Origin of the sequence: Microbacterium sp. UBA1612 (genome assembly GCF_002321605.1) — a bacterium.
Lineage (GTDB): Bacteria > Actinomycetota > Actinomycetes > Actinomycetales > Microbacteriaceae > Microbacterium > Microbacterium luteum.
The window spans coordinates 85,215-103,481 of record NZ_DCMW01000006.1; the positions used below are offsets into that span (position 1 = coordinate 85,215).

The window sequence follows — 18,267 nt, forward strand, 5'->3', positions numbered from 1 at the left end:
TGTGGATGCGCGCGTTGGGCATCAGGGATGCACGGGAGCGTCACGGTAGGCGGCGACGGTCGCGAGGGACCCGGTGACGGCGAACCGGTCGGGCATGTCTTCCGGCACCGCGCGATCCCACGCGAAGAGTGCGATGTCGCCCAGGGTGGCCGTCACGACCGTCGCGGCAGGGTCTGCGGCAGCATCCGTCGTGCGCCGCACGGTCCAGTCCGGCGCGAGATGCCACGCCACGGCCGCGTCGACGGGCACGAGTTCGAGCGGGGTCGGCAGGGGCGCGAGACCGCCGCGAACGGCGCGTGCGAGGAAGACGGCGTAGAGCTCGTCGACGATGTCGGCGGCCATCTCGTGCCCGCCGGCGTCGGGCATCTCGGGCACGGCGACGGATGCGGTGCGGATGTCCCACAGGTGCTTGCGCGCTTCGTGCGCCTGCCGGCGCGCCCAGAAGCCGACCGTGCCGCTGGGAACGAAGGCCCAGCACTCGTCCGACGCGTCGCGCGACTCGAGCTCGGTGGCCAGCGCCGACGATCCCTCGACGAACCAGGCGATGCGCTCGCGGTCGGCAGGCCGCGCGAACGGGGCACGGTCGACGGATGCGCCGGTGCGCACGACCTCCGTCGCCCAGCGCTGGATCTGGCCGAGGTGATCGACCATCGCGCCGACGGTCGGCCATGCGTCGGAGTCGATCGGATGGTCCGGATCGAGCTGCGCGGTTTCGGCGGCGAACCGGTCGGACAGGCTGCGGATCGCGCCGGCGAACGCTCCTGAGGCGGGCGCCGTTCCGAGCGGCGCGCGCGTGTCGGAGGCGGTCATGCGTCCATCCTGGCAGGGCGTCCGCCCGGTAGTGTTGCCGGGTGCACGCAGACCTCGCCCGCGCCGAGCAGCTCATCGCCGTCGTCCCGGACTTCCCCGAACCCGGCGTCCTCTTCCGTGACATCGCTCCGCTGCTCGCCGACGCAGCGGCGTTCCGCGTCTGCGTCGAAGCGCTCGTCGAGCCCTTCCGCGGAGGCTTCGACGTCGTGGCCGGAATCGAAGCGCGCGGATTCCTGCTTGCCGGTGCCGCCGCCGTCGCGACCGGCACCGGGATGGTGCCGATCCGCAAGGCCGGCAAGCTGCCGCGGCCGGCCGCATCCGTCTCCTACGCCCTCGAATACGGCGAGGCGGCGGTCGAGGCGTCGGACGACATCCCCGCCGGATCGCGCGTGCTCGTGCTGGATGACGTGCTCGCCACCGGCGGCACGCTGCGCGCGAGCCATCGACTGCTCGCCGAGCTCGGCGCCGAGGTGATCGGCAGCGCCGTGCTGCTCGAGCTCGAGGCGCTCGGCGGGCGCGCGGTCGCCGGCGACGTGCACACCGTCTTCACGGCCTGATCGCCTCCGCGGCAGCGGTGGAGCGTGTGGGAGGTCGGCGCTACGGTGAGCGTCATGAGAGCCGATGAGCTGTTCCTCGCCTCCGATGCCGCTCTGCGCAGCGTCATCGACCGGATCGACGTCGCCGACCTCGATCGCCCCGCGCCGTCCGAGTGGACGAGCACACCCGACCCCACCTACCGCGACATCCTCTTCGCCCACGCCTACGACGAAGCGTGGATTCCCGGCGTGCTCGCCGGTCGGTCGATCGCCGAGGGCGACGAGTTCCGTGAGGCCGACCTGTTCGGTGGCGACCCGGTGGCCGCCTACGACGCGCTCAACGACACCGCCGGTGAGGCGGTGCGAGCCGGGGTAGCCGACGACGCCGTCTTCCGGTTCCAGTACGGGGACTATCCCGCCGCCGAGGGATTCGCTCACCTGGCCACCTATCGTGCGTTCCAGGCCTGGCTGATCGCGAAGAAGCTCGGGATCGACTTCCACCTCTCGCCGGAGCTGCTCGCCGGCCTGAACGAGCACGTCGTGGTGCATGCCGATGAATGGCGTCAGTGGGGTGTCTTCCCGCCCGCGATCGATCCGCCCGCCGATGCCGACGAAGAGACACGGGTTCTCTGCGCCGTGGGGTACTGGATCCCCTGAGCCGCCCGGCCGACGGCAGTCGCGGCTGCGTGCGAACAACACAGGAGATCTGCGGCGGCGAGCCGATCCAGATCGATGGATGCGGCACGAGCCCGCAGGATCTCCTGTGTTGGCGACGCTCGCGGCCGGCCTTTGTACTCGGCTCAGCTGCCGCGGTAGGTGGAGTAGGCGAATGGGCTGAGCAGCAGCGGCACGTGCAGGTGGGGCGTCTCGTCGTGGGCGGCGGGCGCGACGCTGAAGCTGACCGTCACGAGCGGGTAGAAGGTCTCCACCTGCTGCGCCGCGAAGTAGGCGCCGGTCGCGAAGGTCAGCAGGTAGGTGCCGGGATCGAGCAGCTCCGGCCCGAGAGCGAGGCGACCGTCGTCGTTCGTCAGACCGTCGGCCAGGTGCGAGACCTCGCCGGTGTCGTGCAGGCGGGCGAGGGCGATGCTCACCTCTCGGGCCGGGGCGCCGCGCGAAGCGTCGAGGACGTGCGTGGTCAGGTGCGTGCTCATGGGGATGATCCTGCCGTTCAGATGGGCTTGTGTCCGACCGCGCCGCGCAGGCGCAGCAGAGCGATCTCGGCCAGCTGCTCGCACGCCTCGCGCACTTCGGTGTCGTCGTCGTTCCCGAGTCGGCGCTGCAGCTCTCGCAGGATCTGCTCGGGCGTGCGACCGGCGGCGCGCACGAGGAAGACCCGGTCGAAGCGGGCCTCGTACTCCGCGTTGCCGGTTGCGATCGCCGCCGCCACGGCGGGATCCGCGTCGGTCATCGTCGACTGCTCGCGACGGGATGCGGCCGCCTCGGCGTTCGCCCCCTCCGGCTTCTCACCGATGCGCGGGTGCTGGGACAGCGCCTGCTCGAGCTCGGCGCGGCCCCAACCCTTCGCCAGATCGGCGGCGTGCGTCGTCAGGGTGTCGATGGAGGCGTACGGCCGCGCGGAGACGACGCCGTCGACCCAGCTCGGGACAGCTGCCCACACCCGCACGAGATCGCGGGCGGTGGCGTCGTCGAGGTCGTTGAAGTCGCTGAGGTGCACCCGCCGCACGTTACACCGACCAGGTTTCCCGGCCGTGACGGCGGTGTCGTCACAGGATTTACACCCGCGCAACCCACCCCCTCTCCCCGCGCAATAACCTCGGCGGATCGGAAGCGCCTTTCCATCGCCGGTCGCACCGTCCGCACCATCGCGGGCGACCTGCTTCACCGCATCGAGGGAGAACGACATGACGAGCACCGCCGCAGGTCCGCACGAGTCCGAGCCGTTCGACACCGATGCCGGTGCGCACCCGCATCCCTCGCTCTACAACGACGATCTCGCGCCGTTGCCGCGCGAGAAGCGGCGGTGGACGGCCTTCGAGATCTTCAACGTGTGGACCAACGACGTGCAGTCCCTCGCGGGCTACACCCTCGCCGCGGGCCTGTTCGTGACGGCCGGGATCAGCGGGTGGTGGGTGTTCGCCGCGATCGTCCTGGCCGGCCTGTTCGTGAACTGGCTGGTCAACCTGACCGGCAAGCCCAGCGTGAAGTACGGCATCCCCTACGCCGTCATGGCGCGGTCGAGCATGGGGGTTCGCGGCGCGCAGTTCCCCGCTCTGATCCGCGGCATCGTGGCGATCTTCTGGTTCGGCGCGCAGACCTACTTCGCCTCCACGGCAGTCTCCCTCGCGCTCGACGCGATCTTCGGCGACCCCGAGTTGCCCGCGGTGCTCGGCATGGATGCGATCGACTGGGTCTCGTACGCGATCGTCGCCGGTCTCCAGATCCTGCTCTTCACGCGCGGCATCGCGTGGATCGAACGGTTCCTCAACTTCGCAGGACCCGCGGTCTACGTCGTCATGGTCGTGCTGCTCGTCGCCATCTGGATCCAGGCGGGTGACGACCTCATCCCCGCCGTGGGCCAGATCTTCAACAGCTCCGAGGTCGAAGGATGGGCCGCCGTCGCGGCCTTCGTCGGGGTGATCGGCACGATGATCGCGTATTTCTCTGCAGTGATCATCAACTTCGGCGACTTCTCGCGGTTCGCCAAGAGCGAGAAGGCGATGAAGCGCGGCAACTTCCTCGGCCTGCCGGTGAGCCTGACCTTCTTCACCTTCCTCGCGCTGTTCATCACCGCCGGCGCCTACATCGTCTTCCAAGACGGTCAGGGCGAGCCGCTCACGAACCCCGCCGACATCGTCGGACAGGTCGGCAACGTCTTCCTCACCATCGTCGCCGCGATCACGTTCCTGCTCGCGACGGTCGGCATCAACCTCGTCGCGAACTTCATCCCGCCGGCGTACGACCTGTCGAACCTCGCTCCGCAGCGCATCAGCTTCAAGACCGGCGGCTACCTCACCGCCCTGTTCGGCTTCATCATCGGCGCCCTCTGGGTGGTGACGATCGGCGACAACCTCCCCGTCTTCGTCGACACCCTCGGCGCCGTCCTCGCCCCGCTCTACGGGGTGCTCGTCGCGGACTACTACATCGTGCAGCGACGCGCCCTGAAGATCGCCGACCTCTTCTCGATGGACCCCGCTGCGCGGTATCACTATCAGCGCGGGTGGAACGTCCGGGCGGTGATCGCCGTGGCCGTGGCGGCGGTCTTCTCCGTCGCAGCGGTGTGGGTTCCCGCGGTCGGCGCGCTGAGCGGTTTCGCGTGGGTCATCGGTGCCCTTCTCGGGGCGGCGCTGTATGTCGCTGTGATGTGGAATCACCGCGGGACGCCGGCATCCGCCCGCGCGTCGGCCGTTCCGGAATCGGCAGCCGGATAGCGCGTTCGCCGGTGTGCGGCGCCGGCACACGAAATGTTCATGCGGGTAACACTGCGGAAACGCGTCCCGCGTAACGTCGGCCGCGTGAAACCCGTGCGCACCGCGATCCGGGCTCGGCGAGCCTTCGTCGACGGATCCTTCCAGCCCGCGACCGTCGTGCTCGACGGCGGCTGCATCGTCGACATCCTGGGGGCACGCGAGCGGGTCGACACCGAATGGCGTGTGCTCGTGCCCGACGATGCCGTGCTGCTGCCGGGCCTGGTGGACTCGCACGTGCACGTGAACGAGCCGGGACGCACCGAGTGGGAGGGATTCCGCTCGGCCACCCTCGCGGCCGCCGCGGGCGGCATCACGACGATCGTCGACATGCCGCTGAATTCCGTTCCGCCCACGACCACGCCCGAGGCGCTGGAGATCAAGCGCGAAGCGGCCGCCGCATCCGCTTTCATCGATGTGGGCTTCTGGGGCGGAGCGGTTCCCGAGAACCTGGGCATCCTCGCGCCGCTGCACGACGCCGGCGTCTACGGGTTCAAGTGCTTCCTCGCACCCTCGGGAGTCGACGAGTTCGGGCACCTCAGCACCACGCAGATGGAAGAGGCGATGACCGAGATCGCCGCGATCGGATCGCGGTTGATCGTGCACGCCGAGGATCCGACGTTCCTTGGCCCCGACGGGCCGCTCGGGCGCGACTACGACGGCTTCCTGCGCTCGCGCCCACCGGCGAGCGAGGCAGCGGCGATCACCACCGTGATCGACGCGATGCGACGCACCGGGGCCCGCGCCCACATCCTGCACCTGAGCGACGCGCACGCGCTGCCGGTCATCCGTCAGGCGAAGGCGGAGGGGCTCCCCCTCACGGTCGAGACGTGTCCGCACTACCTCACGCTGATCGCCGAGGAGATCGCCGACGGTGCCGGCGAATTCAAGTGCTGCCCGCCCATCCGCGAGGCGGCGAATCGCGATCTGCTGTGGGAGGGAGTGCTCGACGGCACCATCGACGGCATCGTCAGCGACCACTCGCCGTCGACGGTCGAGCGCAAGCGCGACGGCGACGGCGACTTCGGGCTCGCGTGGGGCGGGATCGCCGGCCTGCAGGTCGGGATGTCCGCGGTGTGGACCGAGGCGCACCAGCGCGGCATCGCGCTGGAGACGATCGTGCCGCTGTTCACCACCGGCCCGGCCGCGATCGCGGGCGTCGATGCCGGACGCATCGAGATCGGCGCGGCCGCCAACCTCACCGTCTTCGGGGCCGACGATCCGCTGCATGTCGACGCGCGGCGGCTGCTGCATCGCAATCCGATCTCGGCATACGACGGGCGCGACCTCACCGGCCGCACCCGCCGCACGTGGCTGCACGGGCGATCGGTGTTCGACGTGACCGAGGGCGGAGCGGGCGAGGCGCCGCAGTGGCGGGGCAACCCGTGCGGCCGCCTGCTGTCGCGCGACGGTGACGGAGCCTGACGTCATGCGTTTGGATGAGGGCATGATCGCGTCGTTCGAGATCCTGCAGCCGGGGCGGGGCGAGATCCCCGGCGACCACTACCTGCCCGCGCGACTGGACACCGTGTCATGGGGGCGGCTTCCCTGTGAGACGGATGCGGCCGTGCTGCGCATCGGTGCCGGCGAGACCGTCACGATCGACACCGTGAGCCACGAGGGAATCCTCGAGGATCAGGGCAAGGACCCGCACGCCTTCTTCGCCCGCCACGGTGTCTCGGCCGACGCCGTGCTCGAGGACGCGGCGGCGATCGCCGCCGACGGGATGCGGGACCCCGAGCGCGACGGCCCGCACGTGGTGACCGGCCCCATCCATGTGGAGGGTGCCGCCGTCGGCGACCTGCTCGCGATCACCGTCGAGCGCCTGGACCCGCGCGTTCCCTACGGCGTCATCTCGAACCGTCACGGCAAGGGCGCACTGGTGGGCGAGTTGCCGCGCGGTGAGTCCAACGTGAGTGTGTTCACGCCGGTCCACGAGCGGGCCGGCCGGCTGTTCGGAGCGTTGCCGCTGCGCGACACCCTCGGCGCCACCGCCGACGTCGAGCGCGAGGTGGAGTTCCCGCTGGCGCCGTTCCTCGGCACGATGGGGGTGGCGGTCGCCGGCGACCGGCATCCGCATTCGGTGCCGCCGGGAAGCCATGGCGGCAACATCGACATCAAGCTCCTCACCGTCGGCGCCACGCTCTACCTGCCCGTTCAGGTCGCCGGTGCGCTCGCCTACGTCGGCGACCCGCACTTCGCGCAGGGCGACGGCGAGGTCGCGCTGACCGCGCTGGAGGCGTCGCTGCGGGCGACGCTGAGGTTCGACGTCGTGCCCGCCGCCGAGGCTCGGGAGCGCTTCGGCGAGCTCGCCGGTCCGCTGGTCAAGACCCGCGAGTATCTCGTCCCCACCGGCATGCACGAAGACCTCGGCGAAGCCATGCGGCGATGCGTGCGCGCCTCGCTGTCGCTGCTCCATGCCCGATACGGCATGGATGAGCACCTCGCCTACGCCTATCTCTCGGCGGCGGTCGACTTCGACATCTCCCAGGTGGTCGACATCGTCTGCGGCGTGCACGCGCGCATTCGCGAAGCCGACTTCGACGGCCCGGCTGCGGTGGCCGCGGCCCACGCCACCACGACCGGATTCGACGCCGTCGGCGGCGCGTTCGACGGTTCGGTCTGGCGCACCGTGGGCGACCCGCTCTACCAGGGCGCGTGGGATGGTCCGCTCTCCGGTCTCACGGTCGCCGTCAAGGACGTCTTCGCGATCAAGGGCTACCGCGTCGGAGCCGGAAACCCGACGTTCCTCGACGGCGCCCGGCCCGAGACCCGCACGGCGCCGGCGGTCGGCGACCTGCTGCGCGGCGGCGCTTCGCTCCGGGGCATCGCGCGCACCGACGAGTTCGCGTACTCGATCGCCGGTGACAACGTGCACTACGGAACCCCGCCGAACCCCGCCGCGCCGTGGGCGCTGCCCGGCGGCTCGTCGAGCGGTCCCGCCGCGGCTGTCTCGCTCGGCCACGCCGACATCGGCCTCGCGACCGACACCGCCGGGTCCGTCCGCGTCCCCGCCTCGTATCAAGGGCTGTGGGGGCTGCGAACGACGCACGACTTCGTGCCGCGCCAGGGGATGCTGCCGCTCGCGCAGTCCTTCGATACCGTGGCGTGGCTCACCCGGGACGGCGATACGCTGCGCCGCGTCGCGGACTGGTGCCTCAGCTACGACGGATCGGAGTCGACCGAGAGCGTCTACGGTCCGTCGGCCGAAGACCTGCCGTGGCGCTTCCTCGTGCCGCGGGAGGCGCTGGCCGTGGTCGAACCCGAGACGCGCGCGGTGTTCGAGCGGATGCTCACCCTCCTCGCGGCCGCTGACGAACCGCCCGAGGTCGACAGCGTGTCGATCGGCGACCTCGACGACTACGCCGTGCCCTTCCGCACCGTGCAGGGTGCGGAGGCCTGGCGCAACAACGGCGACTGGCTGCGTGAGCACCCGGGCGCCGTCGGACCCGCCGTCGCCGAGCGCTTCCGCGCCGCGTCGCAGGTGACGTCGGCCGAGGAGCGCGAGGCGCGCGAGAAGGTCACGGCGATCGCCCGAGGCCTGGCGAGCATCGTCGCGGGCGGAGTTCTCCTCCTGCCGACCGCGCCCGGTCCGGCGCCGTCGCGCACCGCGGAGCCGGCCGACGTCGACGCGACCCGCTTGGCGAGCCTGCGCATGACCACCCCCGCCGCCGTGGCGGGGCTCCCCTCGATCTCCGTGCCGCTGCTGACGGTGGCCACACCCGACGGACCCGCACCGGTGGGTGTGTGCCTGGTCGCGCCCGCCGGCACCGACCTCGCCCTCGTGCGGCTGGCGCAGCGCCTGGCCGCCACGGTCACCCGCACGGTGTGACCGGCATCCCGACCACCGCATCCGAACCCCGAACGACATCGATCAGAGACACCATGAGCATCCCCGCCCCCATCGACCCGCCCGCCCGACTTCTCATGGGCCCCGGGCCCATCTCGGCCTACCCGAGCGTGCTGCGCGCGATGTCGGCGCCGCTGGTCGGGCAATACGACCCCTTCATGACCTCGACGATGACCGAGACGCAGGCGCTCTACCGCGACGTCTTCGCCACGACCAACGACGCCACCGTGCTCGTCGACGGCACCTCGCGCGCCGGCATCGAAGCGGCGATCACGTCCCTTGTTCGCCCGGGGGAGAAGGTGCTCGTGCCGGTGTTCGGACGCTTCGGGCACCTGCTGGCAGAGATCGCCGAGCGCGCGATGGCCGAGGTGCACACCATCGAGGTCGAGTGGGGTCAGGTGTTCACCCCATCCGCGATCGAAGAGGCGGTGCTGCGGGTGAAGCCGATGCTGCTCGCGCTCGTGCAGGGGGACACCTCCACCACCATGTGCCAGCCCCTCGATGAGATCGGCGAGATCTGCCGACGGCACGGCGTGCTGTTCTACACCGACGCGACGGCGTCGCTCGGCGGCAACGACTTCGAAGCGGATGCGTGGGGTCTGGATGCCGCGACCGCGGGCCTGCAGAAGTGCCTGGGCGGGCCGTCGGGTTCGGCGCCGCTGACGCTGAGCGACCGGGCCGTCGAGGTCGTGCGCTCCCGCAAGCGGGTCGAGGCCGGCATCCGCGAGGAGGGCGACGCGAGCGCGGACGACTTCGTGCGGTCGAACTACTTCGATCTCGGCATGATCCTCGACTACTGGGGCCCGAGGCGGCTGAACCATCACACCGAGGCGACCTCCATGCTCTACGGCGCCCGAGAGTGCGCGCGGGTGCTGCTGCTCGAGGGGCGGGATGCCGTCATCGCGCGGCACCGCCGCATCGGCGACGCGATGCTCGCCGGGGTTCGGGGGCTCGGCCTGACCGTGTTCGGCGACGTCGCGCACAAGATGACGAATGTCGTCGCCGTGGAGATCCCGGAGGGCGTGGCCGGCGACGCCGCGCGACAGGCGATGCTGGAGGACTTCGGCATCGAGATCGGAACGTCATTCGGCCCGCTGCACGGGCGGGTGTGGCGCATCGGCACCATGGGCTACAACGCTCGCCCCGACGCCGTTTTCACCACGCTCGTCGCGCTCGAGCACGTGCTGCGCCGCTTCGGTGCGCGCGTGCCGGTCGGCGGCGGCGTCGACGCGGCAGCCGAGGTGCTGCGGTGACGGCGGCTCTCCTCGACATCTCCCCCGACGCGATCGCCGCATCCGCTCGACGCGTGATGGCGCGCTGCGACGAGCTGGCCCGCGAGACCTCGATGGAGGGCGGCCTCGAGCGCGTGTATCTGTCGCCCGAGCACGCCCGCGTGAACCGTCTCGTCGCGGAGTGGATGCGCGAGATCGGCATGACCACCCGCCAGGATGCCGCCGGCAACCAGGTCGGCCGGCTCGGATCCGACCCGCGCGGCATGACGACCGGCGACGAACCGGCGCTCCTGCTCGGGTCGCACCTCGACACCGTTCCGGACGCTGGTCGCTTCGACGGCATGCTCGGCGTGCTCATGGCCCTGGAGGTCGTGCGCCTGCTGCGTGTGCGCACCGACGAGCAGTGGCGGTCGGCTCTCGGCTTCGCGCTGGAGATCATCGCCTTCTGGGACGAGGAGGGAACCCGGTTCGGCACGGCCCTGCTCGGATCCTCCGCGGTGGGAGGCGTCTGGCGCGACGAATGGTGGGGCCTCACCGACGCCGACGGCACGACGCTTCGTCAGGCGTTCCTGGAGTTCGGGCTCGACCCGGGCCGCATCGGCGAGGCGGCCCGCCGTCCCGACGAGCTCGTCGGATACCTCGAAGCGCATATCGAACAGGGCCCCGAGCTCGACCGTCGAGGCGAGTCGCTCGCCGTCGTCTCCTCGATCGCCAGTGCGCGCCGCTTTCTGCTCACGGTCGAAGGGGAGGCCCGGCACGCCGGCGGAACCCCCTACGACATGCGCCGCGACGCGCTCCTCGGGGCGAGCGAAGGTGCCCTCGCCGTCGAGCGGCTCTGCCGCGCCGAGCACCACATCATCGGCACGGTCGGCCGCTTCGAGGCCTTCCCCGGCGGCGTGAACGTCGTACCGGGCGAGGTGCAGTTCTCCCTCGACCTGCGCGGAGAGTTCGACGGTGAGCGCGATCGCGTGTGGCACACCCTGTCCGGTGAGCTCGACGAGATCATGGGGCGCCGAGGGCTGCGCTGGCGCGCCCGCGAGATCCACTCCGCGGCCGCCGTGTCGTGCGCACCGCTCCTCCAGGACGTCATCCGCGAGGGCATCGGTGCGACCACGTCGACGGCTCAGGATCCCGCGACCATCTTCAGCCGGGCCGGCCACGACGGCATGGCCATGGGCGGCATCACCGACATCGGCATGCTGTTCCTGCGCAACCCCGACGGCATCAGCCACCATCCGGCCGAGTCCGTCTCGACCGGCGACGTCGCCCACGGCATCCGCGCCCTCGCCGAAGCCGTGCTGCACCTCTCCCACGCCCGCGCCTCCTGACCGCCTCACCCCCACCAGCTCACCCCCACCACCCCTCCCACCTCCCCTCCCACCTCCCACCTCCCACCAACCCGCCCATGTCCCCATTTCTGCTGGTCTCGGCCCCTGAGAGAGCAGAAATGGGGACATGCTCCACAGCTTCAGTCGACCCACAGACGGGATCCCCATGACCACCCTGCTCATCACGAACGCCCGACTGATCACTGTGCCCACCGGCACCGACGATGCTGGATACGTCGACGGCGGGTGGATGCTCGTCGACGACGATCGCATCGCCGCGGTCGGAGAGGGGGAGCCGCCCGCCGGCACCACCGCCGACGAGACCCTCGACGTCGGGCGCAGCTTCGTCGCGCCCGGCTTTGTGTCCTCGCACAGCCATCTCTTCACCAGCGGGCTGCGCGGGCTGGGCGTCGGTGAAACGCTGTACGGCTGGTGCGACTCGATGCTTGGGATGACCTCCGGAGCGAGCGCCGATGACATCTACTGGTCCACGCTGCACGGCGCCCTGGACTTCCTCGGAAACGGCGTGACGACCGCCTACAACTTCACCGATCCGCTGCAGTCATGGGAGCGGATGGTCGACGGCAAGCGCGTCGGCGATGCTCCCATGCGCGAACTGGAATATCACACGCGACAGGCGGATGCCTGCCTCGACGCCGGCATCCGCTTCGTCGACTCGATCGGCATGGACGCCACCGTCGGCACCGACGAGGAGATCCACGACCGCTTCGCGCAGAGCGTCGCCCACACGCGGTCGCTTGACGCGGACTACGCTCTGGGTGCCTCGATCATGGGCCAGGTGCAGTGGTCGCCCCGCGAGGATGCCGCCGCGATCGAGGTCGAGGCGATGCGCCGACTCGGCGTGACGAACCAGGCGCACTTCCTGGAGTCGCCCGAAGCGGTTCCCCTGCAGCAGTCGAAGTTCGCGATGTACCGCGACGCGGGAGCGCTCGGTCCCGACATGATGTTCGGCCACTTCATCCAGACCACCCCCGAGATCATCGCGGAGACGGCAGCAGGCGGTGCGTCGATGTCGTGGCAGCCCGCCTCGAACGGGCGTCTCGCCTCCGGTGTGGCGCTGGTGCCCGAGATGCTCGAGATGGGGATGAAGGTCGGCATGGGCCTCGACGACCAGGCGTGCACCGACGTGTCGGATCCGTGGCAGAACATGCGCATGGGGATGGCGATGCAGCGCGCGCGCACGAAGGATCCCCGGTCGATGATGCCGGAGACGCTGCTGCGCCTGCACACGCTGGGAGGGGCGGAGATCATGGGCGTTGCCGATCGTGTCGGAAGCCTCGAGGTCGGCAAGTTCGCCGACTTCGTCGTCGTCGACCCGCGGCGTCCGGACGTGGGACCCCTGTGGCATCCGGTGCGCTCGTACGTGCTGTCGATGAGCCTGCGCAACCTCACCCGCGTCTACGTCGGCGGTCGCCTGGTCTCGCAGCACGGCCTGTCGACGAACCCGCTGTCGGCCGAGGCGAGCGTGCGTGTTCACGCCCAGCTCCCGCAGATCGCCGCACGACTCGGGCACCCGCACTGACACCGCCGCGGATATCGCCGGGTGTAACGAGGTCGAAACACCCCGGCAAGTGTTCGTGAAATCTACATCCCGTAGCGTCCTCAGCACGTGACTCGGGATGCATCCCGGATCGCGCTCCCTTACCCGAGGCACCACCGCATCAGAGGACATCTCACATGACCTTCCTTTCTTCCCGACGGGGCCGCATCTCCGCGGCGCTGGCCGGCATCGCCGTCTCGGCGCTCGCGCTCACCGCCTGCGGTGGGTCGTCCGACTCCGAGCCCGCCGCCGACACCGACGACGCGGCATCCGAAGAGATGATCACCGACATCACGGTGCAGCTCAGCTGGATCAAGAACGAGGAGTTCGCCGGCGAGTTCTTCGCCGACAGCAAGGGCTACTACACCGACGCCGGCTTCGACTCGGTCACCCTGGTGCCCGGCCCGTCGACGAGCGCCGCCGAGCTCATCTCGGGCACCGCAGACTTCGGCATGAGTGACGCCGTCTCCATCGGCGCGGTCGTCGCCTCCGAGGGCGCGCCGCTGAAGATCATCGGCACGACCTACCAGAAGAACCCCTTCACGATCTTGTCGCTTGCCGACGGCGGAGACATCGCCACCGTCGACGACCTGGCCGGCAAGAAGATCGGCGTGCAGGACTCCAACATGGGTCTGTTCAACGCCTTCCTCTCTGCCAACGGCATGAGCGCCGACGACCTCGAGATCGTGCCGGTGCAGTACGACCCCGCGCCGCTGACCAACGGCGAGGTCGACGGCTTCATGGCCTACCTCACCAATGAGGCCCTGATCGTCGGCTCGGAGTACGAGACCACGAACCTGCCGTTCGCGGACAACGGGCTGCCCTTCGTCGCCGAGACGCTCGTGACGACCGACGACATGATCGCCAACAACCCCGCCACCGTGAAGGCCTTCCTGAAGGCCGAGATCCAGGGCTGGACCGATCTCGTCAACGACCCCGCCGAGGGTGCGCGTCTGGCCTACGAGGAGTACGGTTCCGACCTCGGCCTGGACCCGGCACTGTCGGAGGAGGGCTCCTTCGCACAGGTTGAGCTCATGATCACCGACGAGACCCTCGAGAACGGTCTGTTCACCATCAGTGACGACCTGCAGGCGGCCACCATCGAGAGCCTCGCCGGCGCCGGCATCGAGCTGACCGCAGCAGACCTCTTCGACCTGTCGCTGCTCGCAGAGGTCTACGAAGAGAACCCCGACCTGGTCGACTTCCAGGGCTGATTGAGAGTTCCACTGTGACGATTCCCGTCGCCCAGACCGGTGCCCAGGGGACGACCCTGGGCACCGGCCTGCAGATCACCGACCTGAACAAAGTCTTCTCGAGCGGCCGCAAGCAGGTGGTGGCCCTCCAGGACGCCAACCTCCACACCGATCAGGGCACGTTCCTGTCACTGCTCGGGCCGTCGGGATGCGGCAAGTCCACCATCCTGCGCATCCTCGCCGGGCTCGAGCAGCCGACCAGCGGCACCACCCGCGTCGACGGCAAGAGCCCGAAGGAGCTGCGCAAGGAGAACAAGCTCGGCATCGCCTTCCAGGACTCGGCGCTGCTGCCCTGGCGCAGCGTGCTGTCGAACATCCGCCTCCCCTTCGAGATCGCCGGGCAGTCGGTCGACAAGGCGTACGTCGACGAGATGATCTCGCTGGTGGGGCTCAAGGGCTTCGAGAAGGCCAAGCCCGCGCAGCTTTCCGGCGGCATGCGTCAGCGCGTGTCGATCGCCCGTTCGCTGATCATGCGCCCCGAGGTGCTGCTGTTCGACGAGCCCTTCGGCGCCCTCGACGACATGACCCGTCAGAAGCTCAACCTCGAACTGCTGCGCATCTGGACCGAGAAACCTGCCACCACGCTGCTGGTGACCCACGGCATCTCCGAGGCCATCTTCCTCTCCGACCAGGTCGCGGTCATGAGCCCGCGTCCGGGTCGCGTGAAGGAGGTCATGACCATCGACCTGCCTCGTCCGCGCCTTCCGGAGATGATGCGCAGTCCCGAGTTCCACTCCTACGTCGACCAGGCTTCCGAGCTGCTGTTCGGCGAGGGAGGCGCGGCGGCCGATGACCACTGAGGCCCCCTCGAGGTCCCGCACGATCGAGTGGGAGGATGTGCGCCTGCCGCCGTGGCTCATCGGCACGATCGGCGGCGTCGGGCTCATCGCCTTCTGGTGGATCATCTCGGCCGTCTGGGTGAGCTCGACCGGGGCGCATCCGATTCCGAGCCCGCCCGAGGTGATCGGCGCCTACATCGCCTCCGGATGGGACTTCTTCGCCCGCAACTTCACGGTGACCCTCGCCGAAGCGGGTATCGGCTACCTGTGGGGCAACGGTCTCGCCCTGCTGATGTCAGGGATCGTGCTCATCGTGCCGCGCCTGGAGGGCGTGGCGATGCAGGTCGCCATCCTCACGTACTGCGTGCCGATCGTCGCGATCGGAATGCTCGCGGTCGTGCTGATCCCGCCGCCCGCTGTCGGTGAGCCCTCAGGTACGGCGATCCTCCTCGCCGCACTGTCGTGCTTCTTCACGACCGTCGTCGGAGCGCTCCTCGGTCTGAAGTCGGCCGACAAGACGAGCCTTGACCTCATCACCGTCTACGGAGGCTCGAAGTTCACGCAGCTGTTCAAGGTGCGTCTGATCGCGGCGCTGCCGGCCATCCTCAACGCGCTGAAGATCGCCGTTCCCGCCGCCTTCCTGGGCGCGGTGCTCGGGGAGTTCTTCGGAAAGATCGAGGTCGGTGTCGGCCTGGCGATGGTCCTCGCTCAGCAGGCATCGGATGCGCCGCTCGTGTGGGCGCTCGCCCTCGCCTCCGGCGCCGTCTCGCTCGCCGGTTTCGGCATCGTCGGCATCGCCGCGCGCGTCGTCGCGCCCTGGTCGAAGGGAAGTGCGTCATGACCTCCGTCACGAGTCCGCCCGTCGCTTCGCCGCCCGAACCCGCCGGGCAGCAGGACACATCCGAGCAGCTCCAGAGCGCGATGCGAAAGCAGGCGGCCACCGGAGCGCTGAAGGCCTTCCTGTGGGGCGTCGCCACCTTCGTCGGAACGATCGTCGCCGTGCTGGTGATCTGGGTCGGCGTGCTGTCGATCTTCCAGATCTCGCCGCTGATCGCCAAGGGCCCGATCGACGTGTGGAACTACCTCTTCGAGGTGCCCGCCGCCGAAGCCAACCGCGAGATGATCTTCGGCAACCTCATGGTCACGCTGGGCGACGCGGCGATCGGGTTCATCTCAGGGCTCGTGGTCGCGACGCTCGGTGCCACCGTGTTCCAGCTCAACAAGGGAATCGAGCACGCCCTGATGCCGGTCGCGATGCTGCTGCGCTCGGTGCCGCTCGTGGCGATGGCGCCGGTCATCATCCTGATCTTCGGTCGCGACTTCTGGACCCTCGCGGTCATCGGCGGCATCGTCGTGCTCTTCCCCGCGCTGGTGAACATCTCCTTCGGCCTCCGCTCGGCCTCGCCGCAGATGAACGACCTCGTCGACGTCTACGGCGGCGGCGCGTGGACGAAACTGCAGAAGGTCGCCATGCCCACCTCCCTGCCGGCGTTCTTCGCGGCCGTGCGCATCTCGGTGCCCGGCGCCATCACGGGTGCGCTTCTGGCCGAGTGGCTCGCCGTCGGCGGCGGCATCGGCGGATCGATCGCCGGCTACGTCCCGCAGGCGCAGTTCAGCGCCTTGTGGACCTCGGTCGTCGCGATCACCGCGGTGTCCCTCATCCTCTACAACGTCGTCCAGATCGTCGAGGACGTCGTGCTGGCCCGCATGGGCATGCATCCCCAGAAGGGCGTTTGACTCCTTGAGCACCATCGATCTCGCCGCCTTCGCCCACGGGCTTCCGAAGGCGGAACTGCACCTGCACCTCGAGGGAACGCTCGAGCCCGAGCTGAAGTTCGCCCTCGCGGCGAGGAACGGTATCGAGCTCGACCAGAAGACCGTCGAAGACGTGAAGGCCAGCTACGACTTCACCGATCTGACGAGCTTCCTCGCGGTGTACTACCCGGCGATGCAGGTGCTGCAGACCGCTGACGACTTTCACGATCTCGCCTGGGCGTACCTGCAACGCGCGAAGGCGCAGGGTGTCGTGCATGTCGAGATGTTCTTCGACCCGCAGGCCCACACGAGCCGTGGCGTGCCCTTCGCCGAGGTCATCACCGGCTATCGCCGGGCGGCCGTGCGCGCACAGGACGAACTGGGCATCTCGGCCGAGCTCATCCTGTGCTTCCTTCGCGACTTCTCCGCCGAGTACGCCATGGCCACCCTCATGGAGGCGCTGCCCTACAAGGCGTGGATCGTCGGCGTCGGCCTCGACTCCGACGAACGCGGCAACCCGCCGGAGAAGTTCGCGGCCGTGTTCGCCCGGGCCCGGGCGGAGGGTTTCTTCCTGACGATGCACTGCGACATCGACCAGGTCGGGTCGATCGACAACATCCGCACCGTGCTCGAAGACATCGAGGTGGATCGCATCGACCACGGCACGAACATCGTCGAAGACCCGGCGCTCGTCGATGCGGCGATCGCCAAGGGCATCGGCTTCACCACGTGCCCGGTGTCGAACTCGTTCGTGACCGATCAGATGAAGAGCGACGAGATCGTCTCGCTGCTGCGCAAAGGCGCCCGCGTCATGGTCAACTCCGATGACCCCGCCTACTTCGGCGGCTATGTCGGCGACAACTACGTGGCACTCGCGGAACAGGCCGGGCTGACAGCGACCGATCTGGTTCAGCTGGCGATCAACTCGTTCGAGGCATCCTGGCTCACGGCACGCCGTCGAGACGCGTTTGTACAGGACGTGCGCGACTACGCCGTCTCCGCCGGCGTCGAACTGCCCGTCTGAGGGTCGGCCCGGTGACGAGCACGCTTCCGGCCGGCACCTCGTCCGTCGGAGTGGACGCCGCGGACGGCGAGACGTCGGGGCTGCGCCTCGGGGCACACATCCGGCGCCTGAGGAAAGGGCACGGGCTGACGCTCGTGCAGGTCGCCGAGGCGACGGGACTGTCGCATCCGTTCCTCAGCCAACTCGAGCGAGGGCTTGCGCAGCCCAGCCTCGGGTCGCTGCGACGCATCGCCGTTGCCCTGCAGACGAGTCCCATCGAGCTCGTCGCCGCCGCCGACGAACCCGTCGCCGACCTTCCGCCGGTCGAGATCCAGCGCCGAGACGACCCGCGCGGCACGACGGTGCCAGACGGCTTCGCCAGCGGCACGGCGCGCCTGCTGGCCGCGGCGTCGCGGCCACTGCATCCGGTGGAGATCAGCGCCGCGGCGACCTCACCCGGGGAAGCATTCCAGCATCCGGAAGACGAATTCGTCTACGTCGTCGAGGGCACGGTCGTCCTCGATCTCGACGGCGAGACGCGCACCCTGTCGGTCGGAGACTCCGCGTACTACGCCGGCGGAGTGGCCCACCGGTGGTGGTCGGCCGACGGCGCCCCCTACCGCCTCGTTGTCGTGAAGCAGGGCTCCCGCCGCGCCTGACCCGCTCCGCGGCGATCGCCGGCCACCGGTCACTACCCGGCGCGCGTGCCGGGCTTATTGGCCGTCGCGTGGGAGT

17 protein-coding genes are annotated in these 18,267 nt (G+C 69.6%); 14 read left to right on the forward strand and 3 right to left on the reverse strand.

Translation table 11 applies throughout. From position 1 onward, the window contains the following. Nucleotides 1–21: 21 nt before the first annotated feature. On the reverse strand, nt 22–810 hold the full coding sequence (locus B3S45_RS03575) for a maleylpyruvate isomerase N-terminal domain-containing protein (protein ID WP_194384264.1): 789 nt from the start codon (nt 808–810) through the stop codon (nt 22–24). Between the two features lie 41 nt (nt 811–851). On the opposite strand from B3S45_RS03575, the gene B3S45_RS03580 reads away from it, so the two are divergent. Both B3S45_RS03580 and B3S45_RS03585 read left to right on the forward strand, forming a co-directional pair. After that, the gene (locus B3S45_RS03580) at nt 852–1,367 is read left to right on the forward strand and encodes an adenine phosphoribosyltransferase (RefSeq protein ID WP_071044278.1); all 516 of its coding nucleotides are present in this window, start codon (nt 852–854) and stop codon (nt 1,365–1,367) included. Nucleotides 1,368–1,421: 54 nt separating this feature from the next. Then, on the forward strand, nt 1,422–2,003 hold the full coding sequence (locus tag B3S45_RS03585) for a hypothetical protein (protein ID WP_194384265.1): 582 nt from the start codon (nt 1,422–1,424) through the stop codon (nt 2,001–2,003). A 143-nt stretch (nt 2,004–2,146) separates the two neighbouring features. Here B3S45_RS03585 and uraH read toward each other — a convergent pair whose 3' ends face one another. Both uraH and uraD read right to left on the reverse strand, forming a co-directional pair. After that, complete coding sequence (gene uraH / locus B3S45_RS03590; RefSeq protein ID WP_194384266.1) at nt 2,147–2,497, reverse strand: hydroxyisourate hydrolase; 351 nt, start codon at nt 2,495–2,497, stop codon at nt 2,147–2,149. Between the two features lie 17 nt (nt 2,498–2,514). After that, nucleotides 2,515–3,021, reverse strand: coding sequence for a 2-oxo-4-hydroxy-4-carboxy-5-ureidoimidazoline decarboxylase (gene uraD / locus B3S45_RS03595; protein WP_071044280.1), 507 nt, complete (start codon nt 3,019–3,021; stop codon nt 2,515–2,517). 187 nt (nt 3,022–3,208) lie between these two features. Here uraD and B3S45_RS03600 point away from each other — a divergent pair, with 187 nt between their 5' ends. The 12 genes from B3S45_RS03600 (at nt 3,209) to B3S45_RS03660 (ending at nt 18,191) form a co-directional block, all read left to right on the forward strand. After that, nucleotides 3,209–4,735, forward strand: a complete 1,527-nt coding sequence (locus B3S45_RS03600; RefSeq protein WP_194384268.1) for an NCS1 family nucleobase:cation symporter-1 — start codon at nt 3,209–3,211, stop codon at nt 4,733–4,735. A gap of 84 nt (nt 4,736–4,819) precedes the next feature. Beyond that, nucleotides 4,820–6,196 (forward strand): allantoinase AllB, encoded by a 1,377-nt coding sequence (gene allB, locus B3S45_RS03605; RefSeq protein ID WP_286717443.1) that lies wholly within the window; start codon nt 4,820–4,822, stop codon nt 6,194–6,196. A 4-nt stretch (nt 6,197–6,200) separates the two neighbouring features. Next, nucleotides 6,201–8,603 (forward strand): amidase family protein, encoded by a 2,403-nt coding sequence (locus B3S45_RS14640; protein WP_336510681.1) that lies wholly within the window; start codon nt 6,201–6,203, stop codon nt 8,601–8,603. A 53-nt stretch (nt 8,604–8,656) separates the two neighbouring features. Continuing rightward, on the forward strand, nt 8,657–9,874 hold the full coding sequence (locus B3S45_RS03620) for a pyridoxal-phosphate-dependent aminotransferase family protein (protein ID WP_194384270.1): 1,218 nt from the start codon (nt 8,657–8,659) through the stop codon (nt 9,872–9,874). Further along, complete coding sequence (locus tag B3S45_RS03625) at nt 9,871–11,181, forward strand: Zn-dependent hydrolase (protein ID WP_286717446.1); 1,311 nt, start codon at nt 9,871–9,873, stop codon at nt 11,179–11,181. The genes B3S45_RS03620 and B3S45_RS03625 overlap by 4 nt, the downstream gene beginning before the upstream one ends. A 166-nt stretch (nt 11,182–11,347) precedes the next feature. Continuing rightward, on the forward strand, nt 11,348–12,724 hold the full coding sequence (locus B3S45_RS03630) for an amidohydrolase family protein (protein WP_286717447.1): 1,377 nt from the start codon (nt 11,348–11,350) through the stop codon (nt 12,722–12,724). Nucleotides 12,725–12,879: 155 nt separating this feature from the next. Further along, nucleotides 12,880–13,956 (forward strand): ABC transporter substrate-binding protein, encoded by a 1,077-nt coding sequence (locus B3S45_RS03635; RefSeq protein WP_286717448.1) that lies wholly within the window; start codon nt 12,880–12,882, stop codon nt 13,954–13,956. Nucleotides 13,957–13,976: 20 nt separating this feature from the next. Next, on the forward strand, nt 13,977–14,795 hold the full coding sequence (locus B3S45_RS03640; RefSeq protein ID WP_414683069.1) for an ABC transporter ATP-binding protein: 819 nt from the start codon (nt 13,977–13,979) through the stop codon (nt 14,793–14,795). Further along, a complete protein-coding gene (locus tag B3S45_RS03645; protein ID WP_286717450.1) occupies nt 14,785–15,615 on the forward strand; it encodes an ABC transporter permease in 831 nt (276 codons plus the stop codon). Before B3S45_RS03640 ends, B3S45_RS03645 begins: the two co-directional genes overlap by 11 nt. Beyond that, nucleotides 15,612–16,511, forward strand: a complete 900-nt coding sequence (locus B3S45_RS03650) for an ABC transporter permease (protein ID WP_286717452.1) — start codon at nt 15,612–15,614, stop codon at nt 16,509–16,511. The genes B3S45_RS03645 and B3S45_RS03650 overlap by 4 nt, the downstream gene beginning before the upstream one ends. Before the next feature lie 4 nt (nt 16,512–16,515). Then, complete coding sequence (add, locus tag B3S45_RS03655; protein WP_286717454.1) at nt 16,516–17,553, forward strand: adenosine deaminase; 1,038 nt, start codon at nt 16,516–16,518, stop codon at nt 17,551–17,553. Between the two features lie 11 nt (nt 17,554–17,564). Next, on the forward strand, nt 17,565–18,191 hold the full coding sequence (locus tag B3S45_RS03660) for a helix-turn-helix domain-containing protein (protein WP_083336462.1): 627 nt from the start codon (nt 17,565–17,567) through the stop codon (nt 18,189–18,191). Nucleotides 18,192–18,267: the final 76 nt, after the last annotated feature.

Coding starts and splice junctions, on each gene's coding strand:
- B3S45_RS03635 (WP_286717448.1), top strand. CDS start 12,880: ATGACCTTCCTTTCTTCCCGACGGGGCCGCATCTCCGCGGCGCTGGCC.
- B3S45_RS03585 (WP_194384265.1), top strand. CDS start 1,422: ATGAGAGCCGATGAGCTGTTCCTCGCCTCCGATGCCGCTCTGCGCAGC.
- B3S45_RS03650 (WP_286717452.1), top strand. CDS start 15,612: ATGACCTCCGTCACGAGTCCGCCCGTCGCTTCGCCGCCCGAACCCGCC.
- B3S45_RS03620 (WP_194384270.1), top strand. CDS start 8,657: ATGAGCATCCCCGCCCCCATCGACCCGCCCGCCCGACTTCTCATGGGC.
- B3S45_RS03645 (WP_286717450.1), top strand. CDS start 14,785: ATGACCACTGAGGCCCCCTCGAGGTCCCGCACGATCGAGTGGGAGGAT.
- B3S45_RS03575 (WP_194384264.1), bottom strand. CDS start 810: ATGACCGCCTCCGACACGCGCGCGCCGCTCGGAACGGCGCCCGCCTCA.
- uraH (WP_194384266.1), bottom strand. CDS start 2,497: ATGAGCACGCACCTGACCACGCACGTCCTCGACGCTTCGCGCGGCGCC.
- B3S45_RS14640 (WP_336510681.1), top strand. CDS start 6,201: ATGCGTTTGGATGAGGGCATGATCGCGTCGTTCGAGATCCTGCAGCCG.
- B3S45_RS03600 (WP_194384268.1), top strand. CDS start 3,209: ATGACGAGCACCGCCGCAGGTCCGCACGAGTCCGAGCCGTTCGACACC.
- B3S45_RS03630 (WP_286717447.1), top strand. CDS start 11,348: ATGACCACCCTGCTCATCACGAACGCCCGACTGATCACTGTGCCCACC.